Origin of the sequence: Sarcina sp. DSM 11001 (genome assembly GCF_900101015.1) — a bacterium.
GTDB lineage: Bacteria > Bacillota > Clostridia > Lachnospirales > Lachnospiraceae > CAG-791.
Genome location: NZ_FNFZ01000012.1, coordinates 55,847 through 70,735, shown reverse-complemented (window position 1 = coordinate 70,735; position 14,889 = coordinate 55,847). Strand labels below are relative to the sequence as shown.

General features: G+C 49.7%; 10 protein-coding genes. 2 read left to right on the top strand and 8 right to left on the bottom strand.

Going from position 1 to position 14,889, the window contains the following annotated elements:
• Positions 1-48: 48 nt before the first annotated feature.
• From BLT02_RS08055 to BLT02_RS18090, 7 genes are all read right to left on the bottom strand, one after another.
• Positions 49-1,764, bottom strand: a complete 1,716-nt coding sequence (locus BLT02_RS08055) for an ATP-binding protein (protein ID WP_092993503.1) — start codon at positions 1,762-1,764, stop codon at positions 49-51.
• Between the two features lie 123 nt (positions 1,765-1,887).
• Entirely contained in the window at positions 1,888-3,315 is a 1,428-nt protein-coding gene (locus BLT02_RS08050) for a flippase (protein WP_092993500.1), read from the bottom strand.
• A gap of 269 nt (positions 3,316-3,584) precedes the next feature.
• Positions 3,585-4,388, bottom strand: coding sequence for a glycosyltransferase family 2 protein (locus BLT02_RS08045; protein ID WP_092993497.1), 804 nt, complete (start codon positions 4,386-4,388; stop codon positions 3,585-3,587).
• An 80-nt stretch (positions 4,389-4,468) separates the two neighbouring features.
• Positions 4,469-5,077 carry a dTDP-4-dehydrorhamnose 3,5-epimerase gene (gene rfbC / locus BLT02_RS08040; RefSeq protein WP_092993494.1) on the bottom strand — a complete coding sequence of 203 codons (609 nt, stop codon included), beginning with the start codon at positions 5,075-5,077 and terminating at the stop codon, positions 4,469-4,471.
• Between the two features lie 368 nt (positions 5,078-5,445).
• Positions 5,446-6,360, bottom strand: a complete 915-nt coding sequence (gene rfbD, locus BLT02_RS08035; protein WP_092993490.1) for a dTDP-4-dehydrorhamnose reductase — start codon at positions 6,358-6,360, stop codon at positions 5,446-5,448.
• A 293-nt stretch (positions 6,361-6,653) separates the two neighbouring features.
• On the bottom strand, positions 6,654-7,673 hold the full coding sequence (gene rfbB / locus BLT02_RS08030) for a dTDP-glucose 4,6-dehydratase (RefSeq protein WP_092993487.1): 1,020 nt from the start codon (positions 7,671-7,673) through the stop codon (positions 6,654-6,656).
• A 269-nt stretch (positions 7,674-7,942) separates the two neighbouring features.
• Positions 7,943-11,317: a DUF2142 domain-containing protein gene (locus BLT02_RS18090; RefSeq protein ID WP_092993484.1), complete on the bottom strand. Its 3,375-nt coding sequence runs from the start codon at positions 11,315-11,317 to the stop codon at positions 7,943-7,945.
• Positions 11,318-11,643: 326 nt separating this feature from the next.
• Here BLT02_RS18090 and BLT02_RS08020 point away from each other — a divergent pair, with 326 nt between their 5' ends.
• Positions 11,644-12,459, top strand: a complete 816-nt coding sequence (locus BLT02_RS08020) for an IspD/TarI family cytidylyltransferase (RefSeq protein WP_092993481.1) — start codon at positions 11,644-11,646, stop codon at positions 12,457-12,459.
• Positions 12,460-12,555: 96 nt separating this feature from the next.
• Here BLT02_RS08020 and BLT02_RS08015 read toward each other — a convergent pair whose 3' ends face one another.
• Positions 12,556-13,644 carry a diacylglycerol/lipid kinase family protein gene (locus BLT02_RS08015; protein WP_092993478.1) on the bottom strand — a complete coding sequence of 363 codons (1,089 nt, stop codon included), beginning with the start codon at positions 13,642-13,644 and terminating at the stop codon, positions 12,556-12,558.
• A 282-nt stretch (positions 13,645-13,926) separates the two neighbouring features.
• Between BLT02_RS08015 and BLT02_RS08010 the strand changes: the two genes are divergently transcribed.
• A complete protein-coding gene (locus BLT02_RS08010) occupies positions 13,927-14,793 on the top strand; it encodes an endo alpha-1,4 polygalactosaminidase (protein WP_092993475.1) in 867 nt (288 codons plus the stop codon).
• Positions 14,794-14,889 lie beyond the last annotated feature (96 nt).

Sequence of the window (14,889 nt, the reverse complement as noted above, 5' to 3'; positions counted from 1 at the left end):
CACTTGATATCGTTAACTCACTTGATATCGTCAGCTCACTTGATATCGTTAATACACTTCCCAATCAGTGAGCATACGGTTCTTTGAATCAAATCCGGCTCCGACACGATACAGTGTTCTGGTGTCCGCCTGATAAACAAGCGCATAGCCTTTGTCCTCAATCTGTTTCAGAGCTTCTTTTGCAGTAGCATCGCGTTTAAATTCGAACAGATAAACATACTTTTTTGTCTCAACAATGCAGTCTGCCCGCCCCTGAAAACTGTGCACTTCACATTGGACATACTGGCCAAGCAGCGTGAATACAATGTAAATGACAGACTGAAAATAATTCTCAAACGGATCTTCCTGTTTTGTGTAGGGTATGCCTGCAAAAAGCGCAGTGAGAGCATCCCGCAGGCGGCCCAGGTCTCCTGTTTCCAGATATCTTTTGATGGAAAGAATATCTTTGCCGGAACCGGCTCCTGAATCCGCAACATACTCAGGCATCAGGCTCTCCAAAAAGCCATATTCCACTTCGCTGTTCGGGAAGCCCAGGGTATAAATATTTGCGGCGCGGTCATGATCCCGGATCGATAAATATCCAGTCTGGTACAGGAGCGGGATCGGGTCAGGATTATCCTCCCTGTAATCGGAAAGCACCCGTTCAGTCGTCTGGAGAGAAAGATCCGAAAGCTTACGCACATCGAAGTTCAACTCTCTGAGCTTTCTGACAAGGAAGGTCGGCGTGCCGGTTTCAAACCAGTAAAAACCGAGCTTTCTCTTTTTAAAGGCATTCAAGAGGCTGTGAGGGTTGTAAACACTGGTCGGACCGGATGAAAAACGGTATCCATCATAGGTCTCTTTCAGTTTTTTCAGGCATTCATCATCTGTCATTTCCAGCCCCTCTGCCATTTTGTGTATCTCAGAGGCAAAGGTCCCCAGCATTTCCTCCTGTGTAATCCCACAGATGCCTGCGTAATCTTCATCAAAGGAGATATCTTCGAGCTGGTTCAAATCACTGAAAATACTGATTTTGCTGAATTTTGTAACGCCCGTTATAAAGACAAACTGCAGGTATTTTTCATAACTTTTGAGAGCACTGAAAAAGCCTTTGTACACTGCTTTGTAGTGATCTTCACGCTCCTTGTCCCCGAGCGCCTCCAGAAGGGGCTTGTCGTATTCATCGACAAGGACGACGCAGCGTTTTCCCTGCGTTTCAGCAGCTGTTTTTAAAAGATTCTGAAAGCGGACGGCCAGGGATGCTTCTTTTTTACGGCATCCGTATTCTTCCTCCCATTCCTCCAGATGAGCTTCCAGAATACCCTCCAGGGAACAGATAGGTGTTTCCTGATTTTTCGTGGCAGCTTCCAGAATGCCCTCCGGGGAACAGGAAGGTGTTCCCTGGTTTTTCGTGGTTCCTGGTCCTTTAATACTATCGTTTTTGTTTGAATATTTTAAAGTCAAATCGCGAGGCTTTTCAAAGTCGTCCCTGTTAAAATCAATGTAAAAAACAGGATATGCCTCCCAGGCTTCCGGATTGCTGTTTTCCAGGCGCTCGACAGAAAGGCCCTCAAACAAATCTTTTTTACCTTCCCAATAGGCGCGCAGAGTGGATAAAAAAAGGCTTTTCCCAAACCGTCTTGGACGGCTCAGGAAATACTGCTTGCCGGTGTGGGCGAGAAGGAATATGTAAGAAGTCTTATCAATATAAATGTAACCGTCCCGGCGCAGCCCTGAAAAATCCTGCAGGCCGATGGGATACTTTCTGAAGGGTAAACTCAGCATAGTGATTCTGCCTTTCCATATATTGATTGTTATCTAAAGTGCAGTCAGGAATGCTGTCCTTTTAATGATCAAAACGCAGTCAGGAATTCCGTCCTTATATTGATCAAATTGCGGTCAGAGGAGCTATCCTTCCCTGTTCCGCAGCATATTGAGCCTGTGGTACAGGCCGCTGTCCTTCATGATGACAAGGGCTATAAAATAGACTACTGCCCCGGCGGCAATCTGCAGGAGCATGACCGGCAGGGTACTGCCGAGGAGTTTAGGGAGCGGGAGGATTACTGCGGACATGACTGCCCCCGCGATCAGCTTTTTACAGGCAATCTGCCGGATGCCAATCCTGCCAAGGATCCGGTACATGGCACTGAACTGTATGAGAACGACCAGCCATTCCGCGCCGAGCGTCGTAAAGGAAGCCCCGATCTCGTCCAAGTGGGGGATCAGGAAGAAGTTTCCCACGATGTTAAAGACAGCGCTCACCAGATAGGACAGGCTCAAATATCCTGTCTCATTGCAGCCGGTCAGGAACTGGGATCCGCTCACGTTGGTCATAGCGATCGCCAGGATGATCGGAGCCAAGATCCAGACGACCCGGACGCTGTCCATATAGGCAGGTCCGAGATAAGCCGGGATAAAGATCGGAGCCACGATCGCGACTCCTGCGCTGATCGGGATAAAGAGCAGGAAAACCAGCTCCAACGAGCTGCGGACCAGGTCCCGGATGTCTTCTTTGCGGCCGCGGGCATGGCAGAAGGCGATGCGGGGCATGGTCACGGTCGTGAGGGCCATTGCCAGGACCGTGGGCGCCTTGACGATCAGTTCCGGTTTTTCATAGATCGAGACTCTGGAAAAATCGGAGGCCAGAAGGCCGAGCATCGTCTTGTCAAACATGACATAGAGGGAAGACGCCGCCTGCGGCAGAAACAGGGCGATGACGGGTTTTAAGTGCCGTCCGAGATTCAGCTGTCCGAAGGGCAGTCTGCCGACCCTTTTGCGGGCCCCGAAGAGCAGGATCCCGCAGATCAGGGCAAGGGTCATTGCGTAAATGGCGACGTAAAGGTTCAGGTGGGCGGGTGTTTTTACAAATAGAAAGATCAGGGGCGTGGTGCAGAGCCTCACGACTGCACTGCAGAGCGTGAGGGGAGCGACGTCCTCTGTCCCGATATACAGCCAGGAGACATCCAGATAATAGCTGAGCAGAGTGATCAGCTGGATCAGAAAAACAGCCTTGTAGGCGGAATGAAAGGCGATCACCAGATAAAAGACCGTGACGATGCTCCCCAGCAGGATCCTGAGGATAAAGAGCTCCCAGAACACGCAGGTGAGCCGGTTTTTGTCTGTGCGGACGTAGGCGATCTCCCTGTTGGCATAGACAGTGCTCCCCAGAGACCCCATGATCTGACAGATTTGGACAATCGACAGGACATAGGCGTCGATTCCCAGGCTCTGGCTCCCCAGCGTCCTCGTCAAATAGGGGGTGATGATCAGCATGATCAGAATGTTCAGGAGCTGATACCCGCCTGTCATCAGATAATTTTTAGACAGTTTATTCATATCGTATCGATCAGATGTGGAACTAATGAAAGCTGAAAGGACGGTTAAAAGGATGGTTCCTGCAAACTACTTGGTCCAATTGCAGCGATAGATGTCTGCATCCCCTGGTATGCGGTTGGAAGGACGGTTCCTGCAGTCTGCTGGTCCCCCGGGAGGATGTTGATGTTGAGCCATATCTCCTGGAAAGAGTTAAAAAAAGGACCGCTCTCCGCCACTTGTTAATGTGACAGAAGAGCCGTCCCTCTTGTCATTCTTCTGTCCTTCTTCTGTCATTCTTCGTCTTCCAGTTCGTTGGAACTCTGGGCTTTCGCGTACTCCCTGTTCAGGATACGGGCGATCCATTCCGGCCAGAACTTGCGGAACATGATGATCTCTTCATTGCTGCGCTGGTGGCTTCGGATAATAGAGGTCGTCACGGATTCTTCGTGGATGCGGTGGCCCACCAGAGGTTCTGTGCAGTAGAGAAAATCCCCCTTGATCTTGGAGATCATCTCCCAGGCTTCCCAGTCCTCACAGGCCAGGAAGGTATGCTGGAATACTGCGTAAGGCAGGTTCTTTTTAACATAGGTGACAGAAGGACAGCAGATGGGCGTGCCAAAGGAAAGGATCCTGCGGCGGATCCACCTGGAGTGCTCCGCCCCCGGTAAAAGCATGGGCAGCAGCATCAGCCGTTTGATGAACATCAGGCGGTTTTTATAGACCCGCACACCATCCCTGATCTCAAAATAGTCAGTGAAAAAGATCAGCGGCTTTCTCGATTTTTCCAGCCTTTTAAGGGCATTTTCCAGAAAATCGGGCTCATAAAAATCATCCTGGTGAGCGATCGTGACATACCTGGCATGGGAATGGGTATAAGCGTAATTCCAGTCCTGGGTGATTCCGCCCTGACCGTGGTTGACCAGAACTCTGAGACCATACCTGTCCGCACACTTGCGAATGTGGTCATTGGGAGTGGAGGTCACCAGAATGATCTCCGATTTTACGGTCTGGGCCAGGAGCGAACGCACGCATTCATCCAGATAGGGGCTCTCCCCGTAAGCGCAGACTGCAAAAATATGTGTCTTCTGTTTCATAGGTTCTTCCTTTGTATATTCCTATACTCCGAATTGAGTTTCTTTATTCGGGGCAGATTCCTGCACCACAAAGTAAATTTCTACACTCCGAAGTGGAAAGTCTCTGACAGCCCTTTCCAGTACTTGTCTTTTTCACTCAGAATGAGAGGGGTGCCGTCCTCCAGACTGTATCCTTCGCTGTCGGCGTTTCCTCTGTAGGTCCCGGTGACCTGAGGCCATTCAATCCCGATCTCAGGATCGTTCCAGGCCAGTCCGCTTTCATCTCCCGGCCGATAAAAATCCGTGACCTTGTAAAGAAACTCGGCGGTTTTGCTCAAGACCAGGAAGCCGTGGGCAAAGCCCTCTGAAATATAAAACTGCTTTTTATTCTCTTCGGAAAGTATGATTCCGTGCCATTTTCCGAATGTGGGACTGTTTTCGCGCAGATCAACAGCCACATCAAAAACCTCTCCCCGGATAACTCTCACAAGCTTGCCCTGGGGGTACTGTTTCTGAAAATGCAGGCCGCGCAGGACACCGCGGACAGACATACTGTGATTGTCCTGGACAAAGATCATATCCAACCCTGCCTCCTGCATATCTTTCTGATTATAGGTCTCCATAAAAAAACCGCGGTCGTCCTTGTGGACCTGAGGTTCTACGATGAGAAGGCCGTCGATTTCTGTTTTTGTCACTGTGATCTGTCCCAATTTTCGTCTGTCCTCTCTGATGATACTCTCCTGTTCCGCCCCGGAAATTTCCCACCTATGGCACCAGTATCTGCCGCATATAGATGACTTTCCAGAAACTTCCCGTATCTGTCCGTTTGTACATCCGGGGGCTGGTCTCAGGATCATAATTGATAAACATAATTGATAAATATGAAAAAACAAAGGAAAAATTGTTAAATCATGTTCACTTATCATGCTTTCTTATCACATATTTCCTGTGTTTTCCATTGATTTCCTGGATTAGATTGTTTTCCTGGAAGGATCAATTTTCTGGAAAAAGTTGGTTTCCAGAAAGGATCAATTCCTGGAATAATCAATTTCCTGGAAAAGATTGATTCCCTGTAAAGTCAGGAAAGGCAGGCCTCAAGGTACCTGCGGACGGCATCTTTCCAGTCCGGCAGGGGGGTAAAGCCGTTTTCCGCAAGCTTTGACTTGTCCAGGCGGCTGTTAAAGGGTCTGGCGGCTTTCGAGAGACCGTATTCCTGTGTTGTCACAGGGACCACCTTTGTGGGATAGCCGGCCTGCCGGAACACTTCGCAGGCGAGATCATACCAGGAGATGAAGCCGCCCTCGTTGGTCGCATGGTAATATCCGTATTTCTCCGTTTCGATCATATCCACGAGAAGCCTCGCGAGATCGAGAGTATAGGTCGGAGTTCCGATCTGATCGTTGACGACCCGGATCGTGTCGTATTTTTTTCCTATATCAAGCATGGTCCTGATAAAGTTCTTGCCGTTGATGCCAAAGACCCATGCGATCCGGACGATGAAGTATTTTTTTAGAGTCTCTGATACAGCAAATTCACCCTCGAGCTTCGACTGTCCGTATACGTTGAGGGGGCTGTAATCCTTGCAGTCAGGCTTCCAGGGTTCAGTCCCTGTCCCGTCAAAAACATAGTCCGTGCTCAGATAGACCATTTTGCTGCCGCAGTCCGAACAGGCCTGGGCAATATAGCGGGTGCCATCCGCGTTGATCCTGCGGACAAGGTCCTGATTAGCTTCTTCCTCGGCGGCATCGACCGCTGTCCAGGCGGCGCAATGCACGACGGCGTCGGGGCGAAGTCTGCCGATCTCTCTCATCACAGCCTCTCTGTCCGTGATATCCAAAGACAGATAGGGCATGGAAGTGACAGGAGTTCCATCCTGCAGGCCGGAATATGCCGGTGCCAGGTCGCTCCCGATTCCCTCATACCCTCTGCAGCTCAGCTCATTCATGACATCGTGCCCAAGCTGACCGCCGACACCTGTTACCAGTACTTTCATATAGATAATTCCTTTTGATAATTTCTTTTGATTTTTTTGAGAATTCTTTTTGGCTCTTCCGCAAATAGTAGTATTTTGCAGTTATCTTCACCAGAATTAGTGATTCCTGAAGAAAAAGCCACTAACAGATGTGGAAGATTTTTCTTTTTAGAATTCTTTTTTATGATTCCGTTTTCGAAGGAGTCAGCCGAAACCGTACCCGGCGACTCACTTCCGCATGCCCTTACTCGCCAAGCCTGCTGCTGTCATGCGCGAAAAACCTGCCAAGCCTGCCTGCCAGGTATCACCAGGTATCACCGGTTGGCGTACATCTTCTCGTAATAATTCTGATATTCGCCGTCAATGATCGGCTGCCACCAGGACTGATTGTCCAGATACCAGCGGATAGTCTTTTTGATTCCATCCTTGAACATGGTTTCCGGGAGCCAGCCGAGTTCATTGTGGATCTTGGTCGGGTCAATGGCATAGCGCAGGTCGTGTCCTTTGCGGTCCGTCACATAGGTGATCAGGCTCTCCGGTTTGCCCAGCTCCTTGCAGATCAGTCTGACGATATCGATATTTTTCATCTCATTGTGACCGCCGATGTTGTAGACCTCACCGACACGGCCCTTCCTCATGACGAGGTCGATCGCCTTGCAATGATCCTCGACATAGAGCCAGTCGCGGACATTGAGTCCCTCGCCGTAAACCGGCAGGGGCTTGTCGTGCAGGGCGTTGATGACCATCAGAGGAATGAGCTTCTCCGGGAAATGATAGGGACCATAGTTATTGGAGCAGCGGCTGATGGAGACCGGCAGCCCGTAGGTCCGGTGATAGGCCAGCACAAGCAGGTCCGCAGAAGCCTTGGAACTGCTGTAGGGACTGCTGGTGTGAATCGGCGTCTCCTCTGTGAAAAACAGATCGGGCCGGTCGATCGGCAGATCTCCATACACTTCATCTGTAGAGACCTGATGATAGCGGGTGATCCCGTATTTGCGGCAGGCATCCATCAGGACAGATGTCCCGATAATATTGGTCCGCAGAAAGATCTCCGGGTCCTCAATCGAACGGTCCACATGGGATTCCGCCGCGAAATTAACGACAATGTCAGGTTTTTCCTCTTCAAACAGCTTATAGATTCCTTCACGGTCACAGATGTCCATCCGCACAAAGCGGAAATTCGGTTTCTCCATGACAGGAGCCAGTGTCGAGAGGTTTCCGGCGTAGGTCAGCTTGTCGATGCAGACAATGCGGTCCTCCGGATGGTTTTTTAGCTCATAAAAAACAAAGTTGCTTCCGATAAATCCGGCTCCGCCGGTCACGATGATCGTCATATTCTCTATACCCCATGATTTTTTAAATTTAAGGGCACCTTTTTCAATATTTTTGAAGGCACCTTTTCTCTGTGCAGTATATCAGATTCTGCAAAAATAATACAGCTTTGAGCAAAATCAGGTTGAGCAATAATACCACTGCTCTCAGCAGATAAAACAGATTCCGCAACAATAAAGCAGCTTTAAGCAAAATCAGGTTAAGCAATAATACCATTGCTTCCAGCAGATAAAACAGATTCCGTAAATATAAAGCGGCTTCGAGTCCAGGATCAGATTCCTCCAAAGTAATACAGAAGAATCTGGCTGAAGGTCAGGGCGAGCAGACATGCTTCCGCGTAGAGAATATGATCGTCCCTGATTCCTTCCCTGCTCAGCACTCTGTTTTCCGCCGCAAGATACACCAGAGGTATGATCGGCAGGAGATACCTTCCCTGGATGCCCTCAATATAAGCAGCTCCTTTTGTCGTAAAAGCGACGAGCATGGACAAAAAGACAAGTGCCGTACTCGAAGCCGCCAGGAAGAGGAGCCAGACCCTCCCACCCATGTTGATATAGCAGGGGAGAGTGTGCTGAGACTTCTGGTCTGACACAGTCTCTCTTTCAATCCCGTCCCCGCTTTTTCTCTCATGAAGTATCCCGAGAAAGGCCAGAAACAGGAAGGCAAAGACCAGGTACCATCTCTGGCAGAGATTTTTGCCGACCATTTCACTGATCAGGCCGTCACCCCGGACGTTTACAGTATTCAAAAACAGGTCGATCAGCTTGCCAGGAGAACTGATGAGGTCTGAAAGTGAATATAGCGTTCTCTCAGAAGCTCCAGCCCCATAAACTGCTGTGCCGGACTGGCGCATAAGCATGCCAAAAACAAGGCCTACGAATTTTCCGAAAAAGAGTACAGCGCAGCTGCCCAGGAGGGCTGCGGTAATGCCTTTCCATACCGACTGCAGTTCAATATTCTCTCTGTGCAGCTTCTTTGCGGTAAAGGGGATCATCAGGGCGATCCCCAGCAGAGGCACATAAGTACCGCCCTTGGAGGAAGCGACAAAAAAGCCCGACAGGAAGAGGACAAGCAGATCCATTATGCTGAACCGTCTGTCATAAGCTGCCGCAATACAGTAGGCGATGAACAAAAAGGTTCCCGCGATGACGACTCCGTCATAGGAACAGGAGGCGATTTGCTGAAGAGTTTTAGGGAACAACGCAATGGCTGCCAGGCAGGCTCCGCCATAGGGAATCCGTTTCACAGCAAAACTGATGATCAGGGAACAGACAAGCACATTCACCCATCTCGCCGCCATGAACATAGTGATCATGTCTCTCCCCAGCAGTCTGGCAATGGTAAAGCCGACTGCGGACGGCAGATAACAAAGGATGGAAACATTCGCCAGGGATGTCTCAGCAAAACAGGCAGTGAGCTCAAGACCGTTCCCGCTGCTGGTACTGCTCTCTCCCGCAAAATGTACAGAAGAGGCGGGAGCGAAGAGACCGCTTTCCACTGCCCGGTATCTGGCAGTAGTGATTGGCATCGTGTAGTTCATCGACATGTCGATATCACAGGCCCGCTTGTACATTTTTTCAGGCCCCGGTGTATCTGTGATCCCCAGAAGCGAATTGGAGACCATGTAAACCGTATCAACATGAGTCCTCTCATCGGAGATCGTCCAGGGAGGAGTCATAAAGCTGAACACCAGTCCCATACTGACCGCACAGGCAAGATAAAGGAGCTCCGGCCTGCCGCGCAGTACTTTCGCGGCGAAAAACAGGAGAATCAGAAGCAGGCACATGGCAAAACTGAGTCTCACAAAGAGAGCCTTCATGAACCCGTTATTCCTGTAAATTCCCATTGTGCAGATTTCAAGAGGCAGGATTTCAGAATCTGTTGCAGAATCTGCTTCTGAATTTATTTCAGAATCTGCTTCTGAATTCATTTCAAAACCTGACAGGGAATCTATCCCGTCCTGGCCATCCTCGGCATCCTCGTTTTCCAGTGAAACATCCTGTCCTGAGCTTCTGAATACGGAACCGTTGGTCATTTTTCTGGCGTAGACTCTGACGGAATCCTCTGATTCCTCAGGGACAGAGAGCTCAAACACAAAATGCCTGCCCGTTGTTTCCGGAGCTGGTGCGTCCAGAGGAAGTTCCAGATATCGCTCAGTCTCTGTCCGGAAAATCTCAGACATGTTCTCTTTGGGAAGGATGGAACTTATTTTTTTCAATCTGCCGATCCTGCCGCTTCCGCTGCGCAGCAGATTCGTCCCGGTCTCATCATAGAGACTCCAGTTCAGAAGGGTCTCTTCCATGCCCTCCTTATTCTGGATCCTGATTCCGAGTCCCGAAAGCTGATCCTGTCCGGGGATAATTATCTGGCGGACCCTCTGACCGGGGCGGATCCTGACAGTCTCCTCTTCCTCCTCCAGCTTCGGGATCGTAGTGTACTGCTGCATCAGCTGGCTGGTCAGCATTTCTGCGGAAACAGAGTGTACCGCTTTCCTGACTGCATGGATATAGGAAAAAGCCATGGAAAACAGAAAAACGATCAGGATGACGATAAGGGGAACCAGGTCACGGAACCTTGTACGGGTATTTCCCCGGATAATCCCGTCGGAGCTTCTGCTGTCCGCACAGAAAGGAAACCGTTTTTTTCGATAGAGTTTCAGGCAGAAAACAGCCAGAGCCGCCTCCGCCAGGAAATACAGGAGCGACGTAAACGGCGACCAGATCTTCTTTTCATAAAAAAGCCTTGCCCGAACCACTTTGTCCTGCCCGGAAAAGGCATTACCTGAAAGATCCTGCTCTGAAGAACCCTCTCCTGAAGAACTCTGTCCTGAAGCGTCCTGTCCTGAGGAATCCTGCTCTAAACCATCCTGTCCTGAGGAATCCTGTCCCGAAAGGTCCTCTTCTGTAAGGCCGGTGAAAAAAATCCCGTTTCTGGGCAGTCCTTCTGCAGAAAATCTGAGTTCCAATTCCTCTCCGGCTGTCCCGGCAACAGGTGTGGAAAAAGTGAAATACATCATCATCTCGTCCGCAGGATAGGGCGTCTGATTCCTCAGAAGGAGGTCTGCTGTACCCAGCACCTCTCCTGTCTCTGCGCGGATGACTTCCGCCTGTACTGATTCGTCCGTAAACCGAAGGGCATTCCTGTTCTCGTAGCCCAGAAGAGCCGCTCCGCGAAGGACAGCATTTCCACCAGCTTCGCTGCTGACTATTTCCTCGTCCTGATCCACAGTGTGGAGGATCAGAGACTGCCCGTCGAGCAATTCAATCGTCTCTTTCTCCGTTTCTGACTGGACAGTTCCCGCCCCGCCAGTTTCTGACTCTCCTGTTTCCGGCTCTCCTGTTCCCGGTTCTCCTGTTTCTGACCAGTCATTTCCTGATTCAACTGTTCCTGACTTAACTGTTTCTGACAGACTGACTGCATCCCGGGTAACCCAGGAGGTTGTGGTACAATGGAAAAGATTCCACAGAAGGATGAGCGTTATGACTACAAAATAAACGGAGAAAAAACGGGTCACCTTTTTATATTCATCGTGTGTGGAGTCGGTGCCCTGCTCATCATGATGATCATCTTGAACAGCGGCAGCCTCACCGGATGCAGGCACTCCCTGTCCGGGTATCCCCCGGACCAGTCTCATAAATCTATTCATTGTTTATTTCTTAATCCTTTTTCAATCCTTTTTTCATAACTGTTCCGGTTCAGCAATTACAGAGCTGTTCCGGTCCAGGCAATCATTACAATAACCATTACCGGGCTATTATCGTACCGGATTGTTTACCCGAATCACAATTTGGTGTATGATGAATCAGGATAAAACCAATCGGCAGCATACTGATATTCATCATCATATCATCAAGTAAATCTCGTGATTATCATCGTAATCTGCCGTCAAGCCGTGGAAAACCGACAGTCTGTTTTCCCTGATCTGTTTCTCTGATAATACTTCTGACAGACATATTCGCAGCGGAGTTTTTTATGAATACCAATTCTGATTATAAGAAGATTTCTAATATTTCTAATAATAAGACTTCTGATAATAAAAATGTTTCTGATGATAAAAATAAAGCGATTAAAAATCTAGCCGTGATCTTTGCGGGCGGATCCGGACAGAGAATGCACGCCAAAGACCGCCCCAAACAGTTTCTTTTTGTGCACGGCAAGCCCATCATTGTCCATACCGTGGAAATATTCAACCGCCATCCGGAGATCGACGGGATCATCGTCGTCTGCATCAAAGACTGGATCCCCTATATGGAGGAGCTGAAATATACCTACCGCCTCGAAAAGATCGTCTCCATCGTCCCCGGCGGTGAGACGGGGCAGATGTCCATCTATAACGGGCTGAAGGAAGCGGCGAGAGTCTACGGGCGGGAAGCACACACAGTGCTGATCCACGACGGTGTCCGTCCCCTGATCGACGAAGATCTCATCACGGCAAACCTTCGCTGTGTCGAGAAGAATGGCACCAGTATCAGCAGCGGGCCCGCCAAGGAAACAGTCGTTCTCGTCAATGACCAGACTCAGCAGGTCGAAGAGGTCGTAAACAGGAACCGTTCCAGGATCGCCAAGGCGCCCCAGGGCTGCCGGCTGAATGAGATCCTGGACCTTCAGGAGCGGGCGATCAGCGAAGGGCTGACAAACATGATCGACACCTGTACGCTCATGCACCACTACGGCCGCCCCCTTTCGATCGTCGACTGCGGCGCGGACAATGTCAAGATCACCACGCCGGAGGACTTCTTTATGTTCAGGGCTGTGGCAGACGCCAGAGAGAACGACCAGCTGCGGTAATCATTCCGGCCGCTGCTTATTCCCTCAATCCGGCCGCCGCTCATTCCTTCAATCCGGCAGCTGCCCATTCCTTCAATCTGGCTGCTGCCCATTACCTCAATAAAAATCTCCGTCTTTTTCCGGCACCAGGATCCTGAGCTGGCCGGGGATATTTTCCAGAGTGACTCTTTTATGTCCTCCTGCGTACTCTCCATCGCGGGTCCAGTCGATTTTTTCCTCGCAGGAGAACGTGATGCGGGAGGTCTTGAAAGTCGTGACCATCTCCGTGCGGATCTCCGTATTTCCAAGGGCCATCACGATCTCACTCATCTCCAGCGGGTTTCTGGGCAAACGGATCAGTGTCACCTCAAAAAGTCCATCCTGCAGATCAACGTCGGGTCCGGTGATATTCGGGATTCCCCCGATTGAGCGGGAATTTGTGATCATCCCAAAGGCAAAATCATCCTCGATATCGATGATTCCCTCCTTAGCCTTTTTGCGGCTGCCGGCTCTGCCTGCTGCCCGTACGTTCTGTAGACTGCCCACGTCCTTTGTATAGTCCGCATCCTTTCTGCCGTCTTCTTCAAATACATCATATGTACTTATATCATATGGACTGTTTTTTCCGTTCTCAGCTTCCTTCGCCTCAATCGCCTTCACATGCATATGGTAGGCGCGCATTTTCCCCAGTTCAGACACGCCCTGCAGGATATAGGCAAAATGCCCCAGCTGATTTTTGAGTTCCTGCGGGGTCTGATAGGAAGTCCCCGTAAAGACTCCGAATGCTGCCACATATGTAAAATAATCTTTTTTATTAAACCGTCCGAGGTCACAGCGGAAGGTTTTCCCGTGGGCAATAACCTCTGCGGCCATTCTCATATCCGAAGGTATATGCAGGTTTGTGGCGAAATCATTCGTCGTTCCTGCAGGAATATACCCGATCGGGACAAAGGGCTTGTCCCGGCTCTCCATCATCCCGCTGACCACCTCATCCAGGGTACCGTCGCCTCCCGCGCAGACAATGTACAGATAGTCGTCTTCCCGTTCGCGCACGATCCGTCTTGCGTCTCCGGATGCTTTCGTCGCATAACAGACGACCTTGAAGTCCGCGCCGGACAGGATCTCAAGGATCTCCATCAGGTTGTTTTTTATCTGTGACCGCCCTGATACCGGGTTAAAAATGAACAAAATCTTTTTCCAGACCATAATATAACTCTGCCCCTGTCAGTCCGTAAAAACCGCTGAAATGTAACTTTTATGTGAATATGTCGCTTTCAGTGCATAAAAATGAAATACTATACAAAAAATAAAAATGATGTTACAATATGTTTCCAATACCATAGAACGGAATAACGAACACTGCGCAGTCCCGAAGGACCGGAGATTCCCAAAGGATCTTTACCGGAATTACGAACTGGAAAGAACCGGATCCTCTGATCTGAAAAACGACTGCGTAAACATCTAGTCCCAAAATAAAGGAGGGTTATTTTGAGTAAAACCAACAAAACAACTCGGACCACTACGATGAAGAAGCGCTTTCTTTCTCTTCTTCTCTCCGCGGCGATCTGCCTTACTGTGATAATGCCTGTCACCTCTGTACCGGCTGACGCAGCCTCGACCACAACCTGGGGTGTTTTCATCGGTGTAAATCTGCACGGCAATACTTCCCGCGTCAAAAACTACAAGTCCATCGTCATCGATGCAGAGAAATATACCGCTGCCGAAATCAAAAAGCTAAAATCAGGCGGACGCAAGGTCTACACCTATCTGAGCATCGGTTCCATCGCCACCTACCGCTCTTACTACAATCGTTTCAAGAAATACACGATCGGTGGTTATACAAACTGGAAAAATGAGCGCTGGATCGATACCTCTAAAAAGGAATGGCAGGATTTCGTAGTGAACAGTCTGGTTGCAAACTTCAAGAAAAAGGGTGTCGACGGACTCTGGGTCGACAATACGGATGTTTTCTATGTATACCCCCGCGCCGGCATCTTTAACGGCCTCGTCTACACTCTCAGAAGATGCAAAAATAAAGGACTGCCAGTCATCATCAACGGCGGCGACGTATTCGTAACCCACTGCATCAAGAACGGCAAAAAGGGCTGCTTCGATGGAGTCATGCAGGAAGAAGTCCTGACAAGGATCACCAATTACAACGGAAACAAATTTGCCATCCAGCTCGCTTCCGACCGCAAGTACTATGAAGCTTACCTCAAGAGAGTCAAAGCTGCAGGCTATTCCATCGCCCTGCTTGAATATGCAAGAGGGACAGCTATGCGCCAGACAATCGCAAGGTACTGCAAAAACCACGGCTATTCTTACTACATTGCCACGAATGTTGCACTGAACTGATCGTGACTGAACTGGTCCGTGCTGAACTGGTCCGTGCTGAACTGGTCCATTGAACTAGTCCGCACTGAACTGATCAGGAGCCCGCATAAAAAACGG

Bases quoted from the DNA above. Each gene is read 5' to 3' on its own strand.
- BLT02_RS08015 (WP_092993478.1), bottom strand. From the start codon at position 13,644: ATGGTCTGGAAAAAGATTTTGTTCATTTTTAACCCGGTATCAGGGCGG.
- rfbB (WP_092993487.1), bottom strand. From the start codon at position 7,673: ATGACGATCATCGTGACCGGCGGAGCCGGATTTATCGGAAGCAACTTT.
- BLT02_RS08050 (WP_092993500.1), bottom strand. From the start codon at position 3,315: ATGAATAAACTGTCTAAAAATTATCTGATGACAGGCGGGTATCAGCTC.
- BLT02_RS08020 (WP_092993481.1), top strand. From the start codon at position 11,644: ATGAATACCAATTCTGATTATAAGAAGATTTCTAATATTTCTAATAAT.
- rfbD (WP_092993490.1), bottom strand. From the start codon at position 6,360: ATGAAAGTACTGGTAACAGGTGTCGGCGGTCAGCTTGGGCACGATGTC.
- BLT02_RS18090 (WP_092993484.1), bottom strand. From the start codon at position 11,317: ATGAATAGATTTATGAGACTGGTCCGGGGGATACCCGGACAGGGAGTG.
- BLT02_RS08045 (WP_092993497.1), bottom strand. From the start codon at position 4,388: ATGAAACAGAAGACACATATTTTTGCAGTCTGCGCTTACGGGGAGAGC.
- BLT02_RS08055 (WP_092993503.1), bottom strand. From the start codon at position 1,764: ATGCTGAGTTTACCCTTCAGAAAGTATCCCATCGGCCTGCAGGATTTT.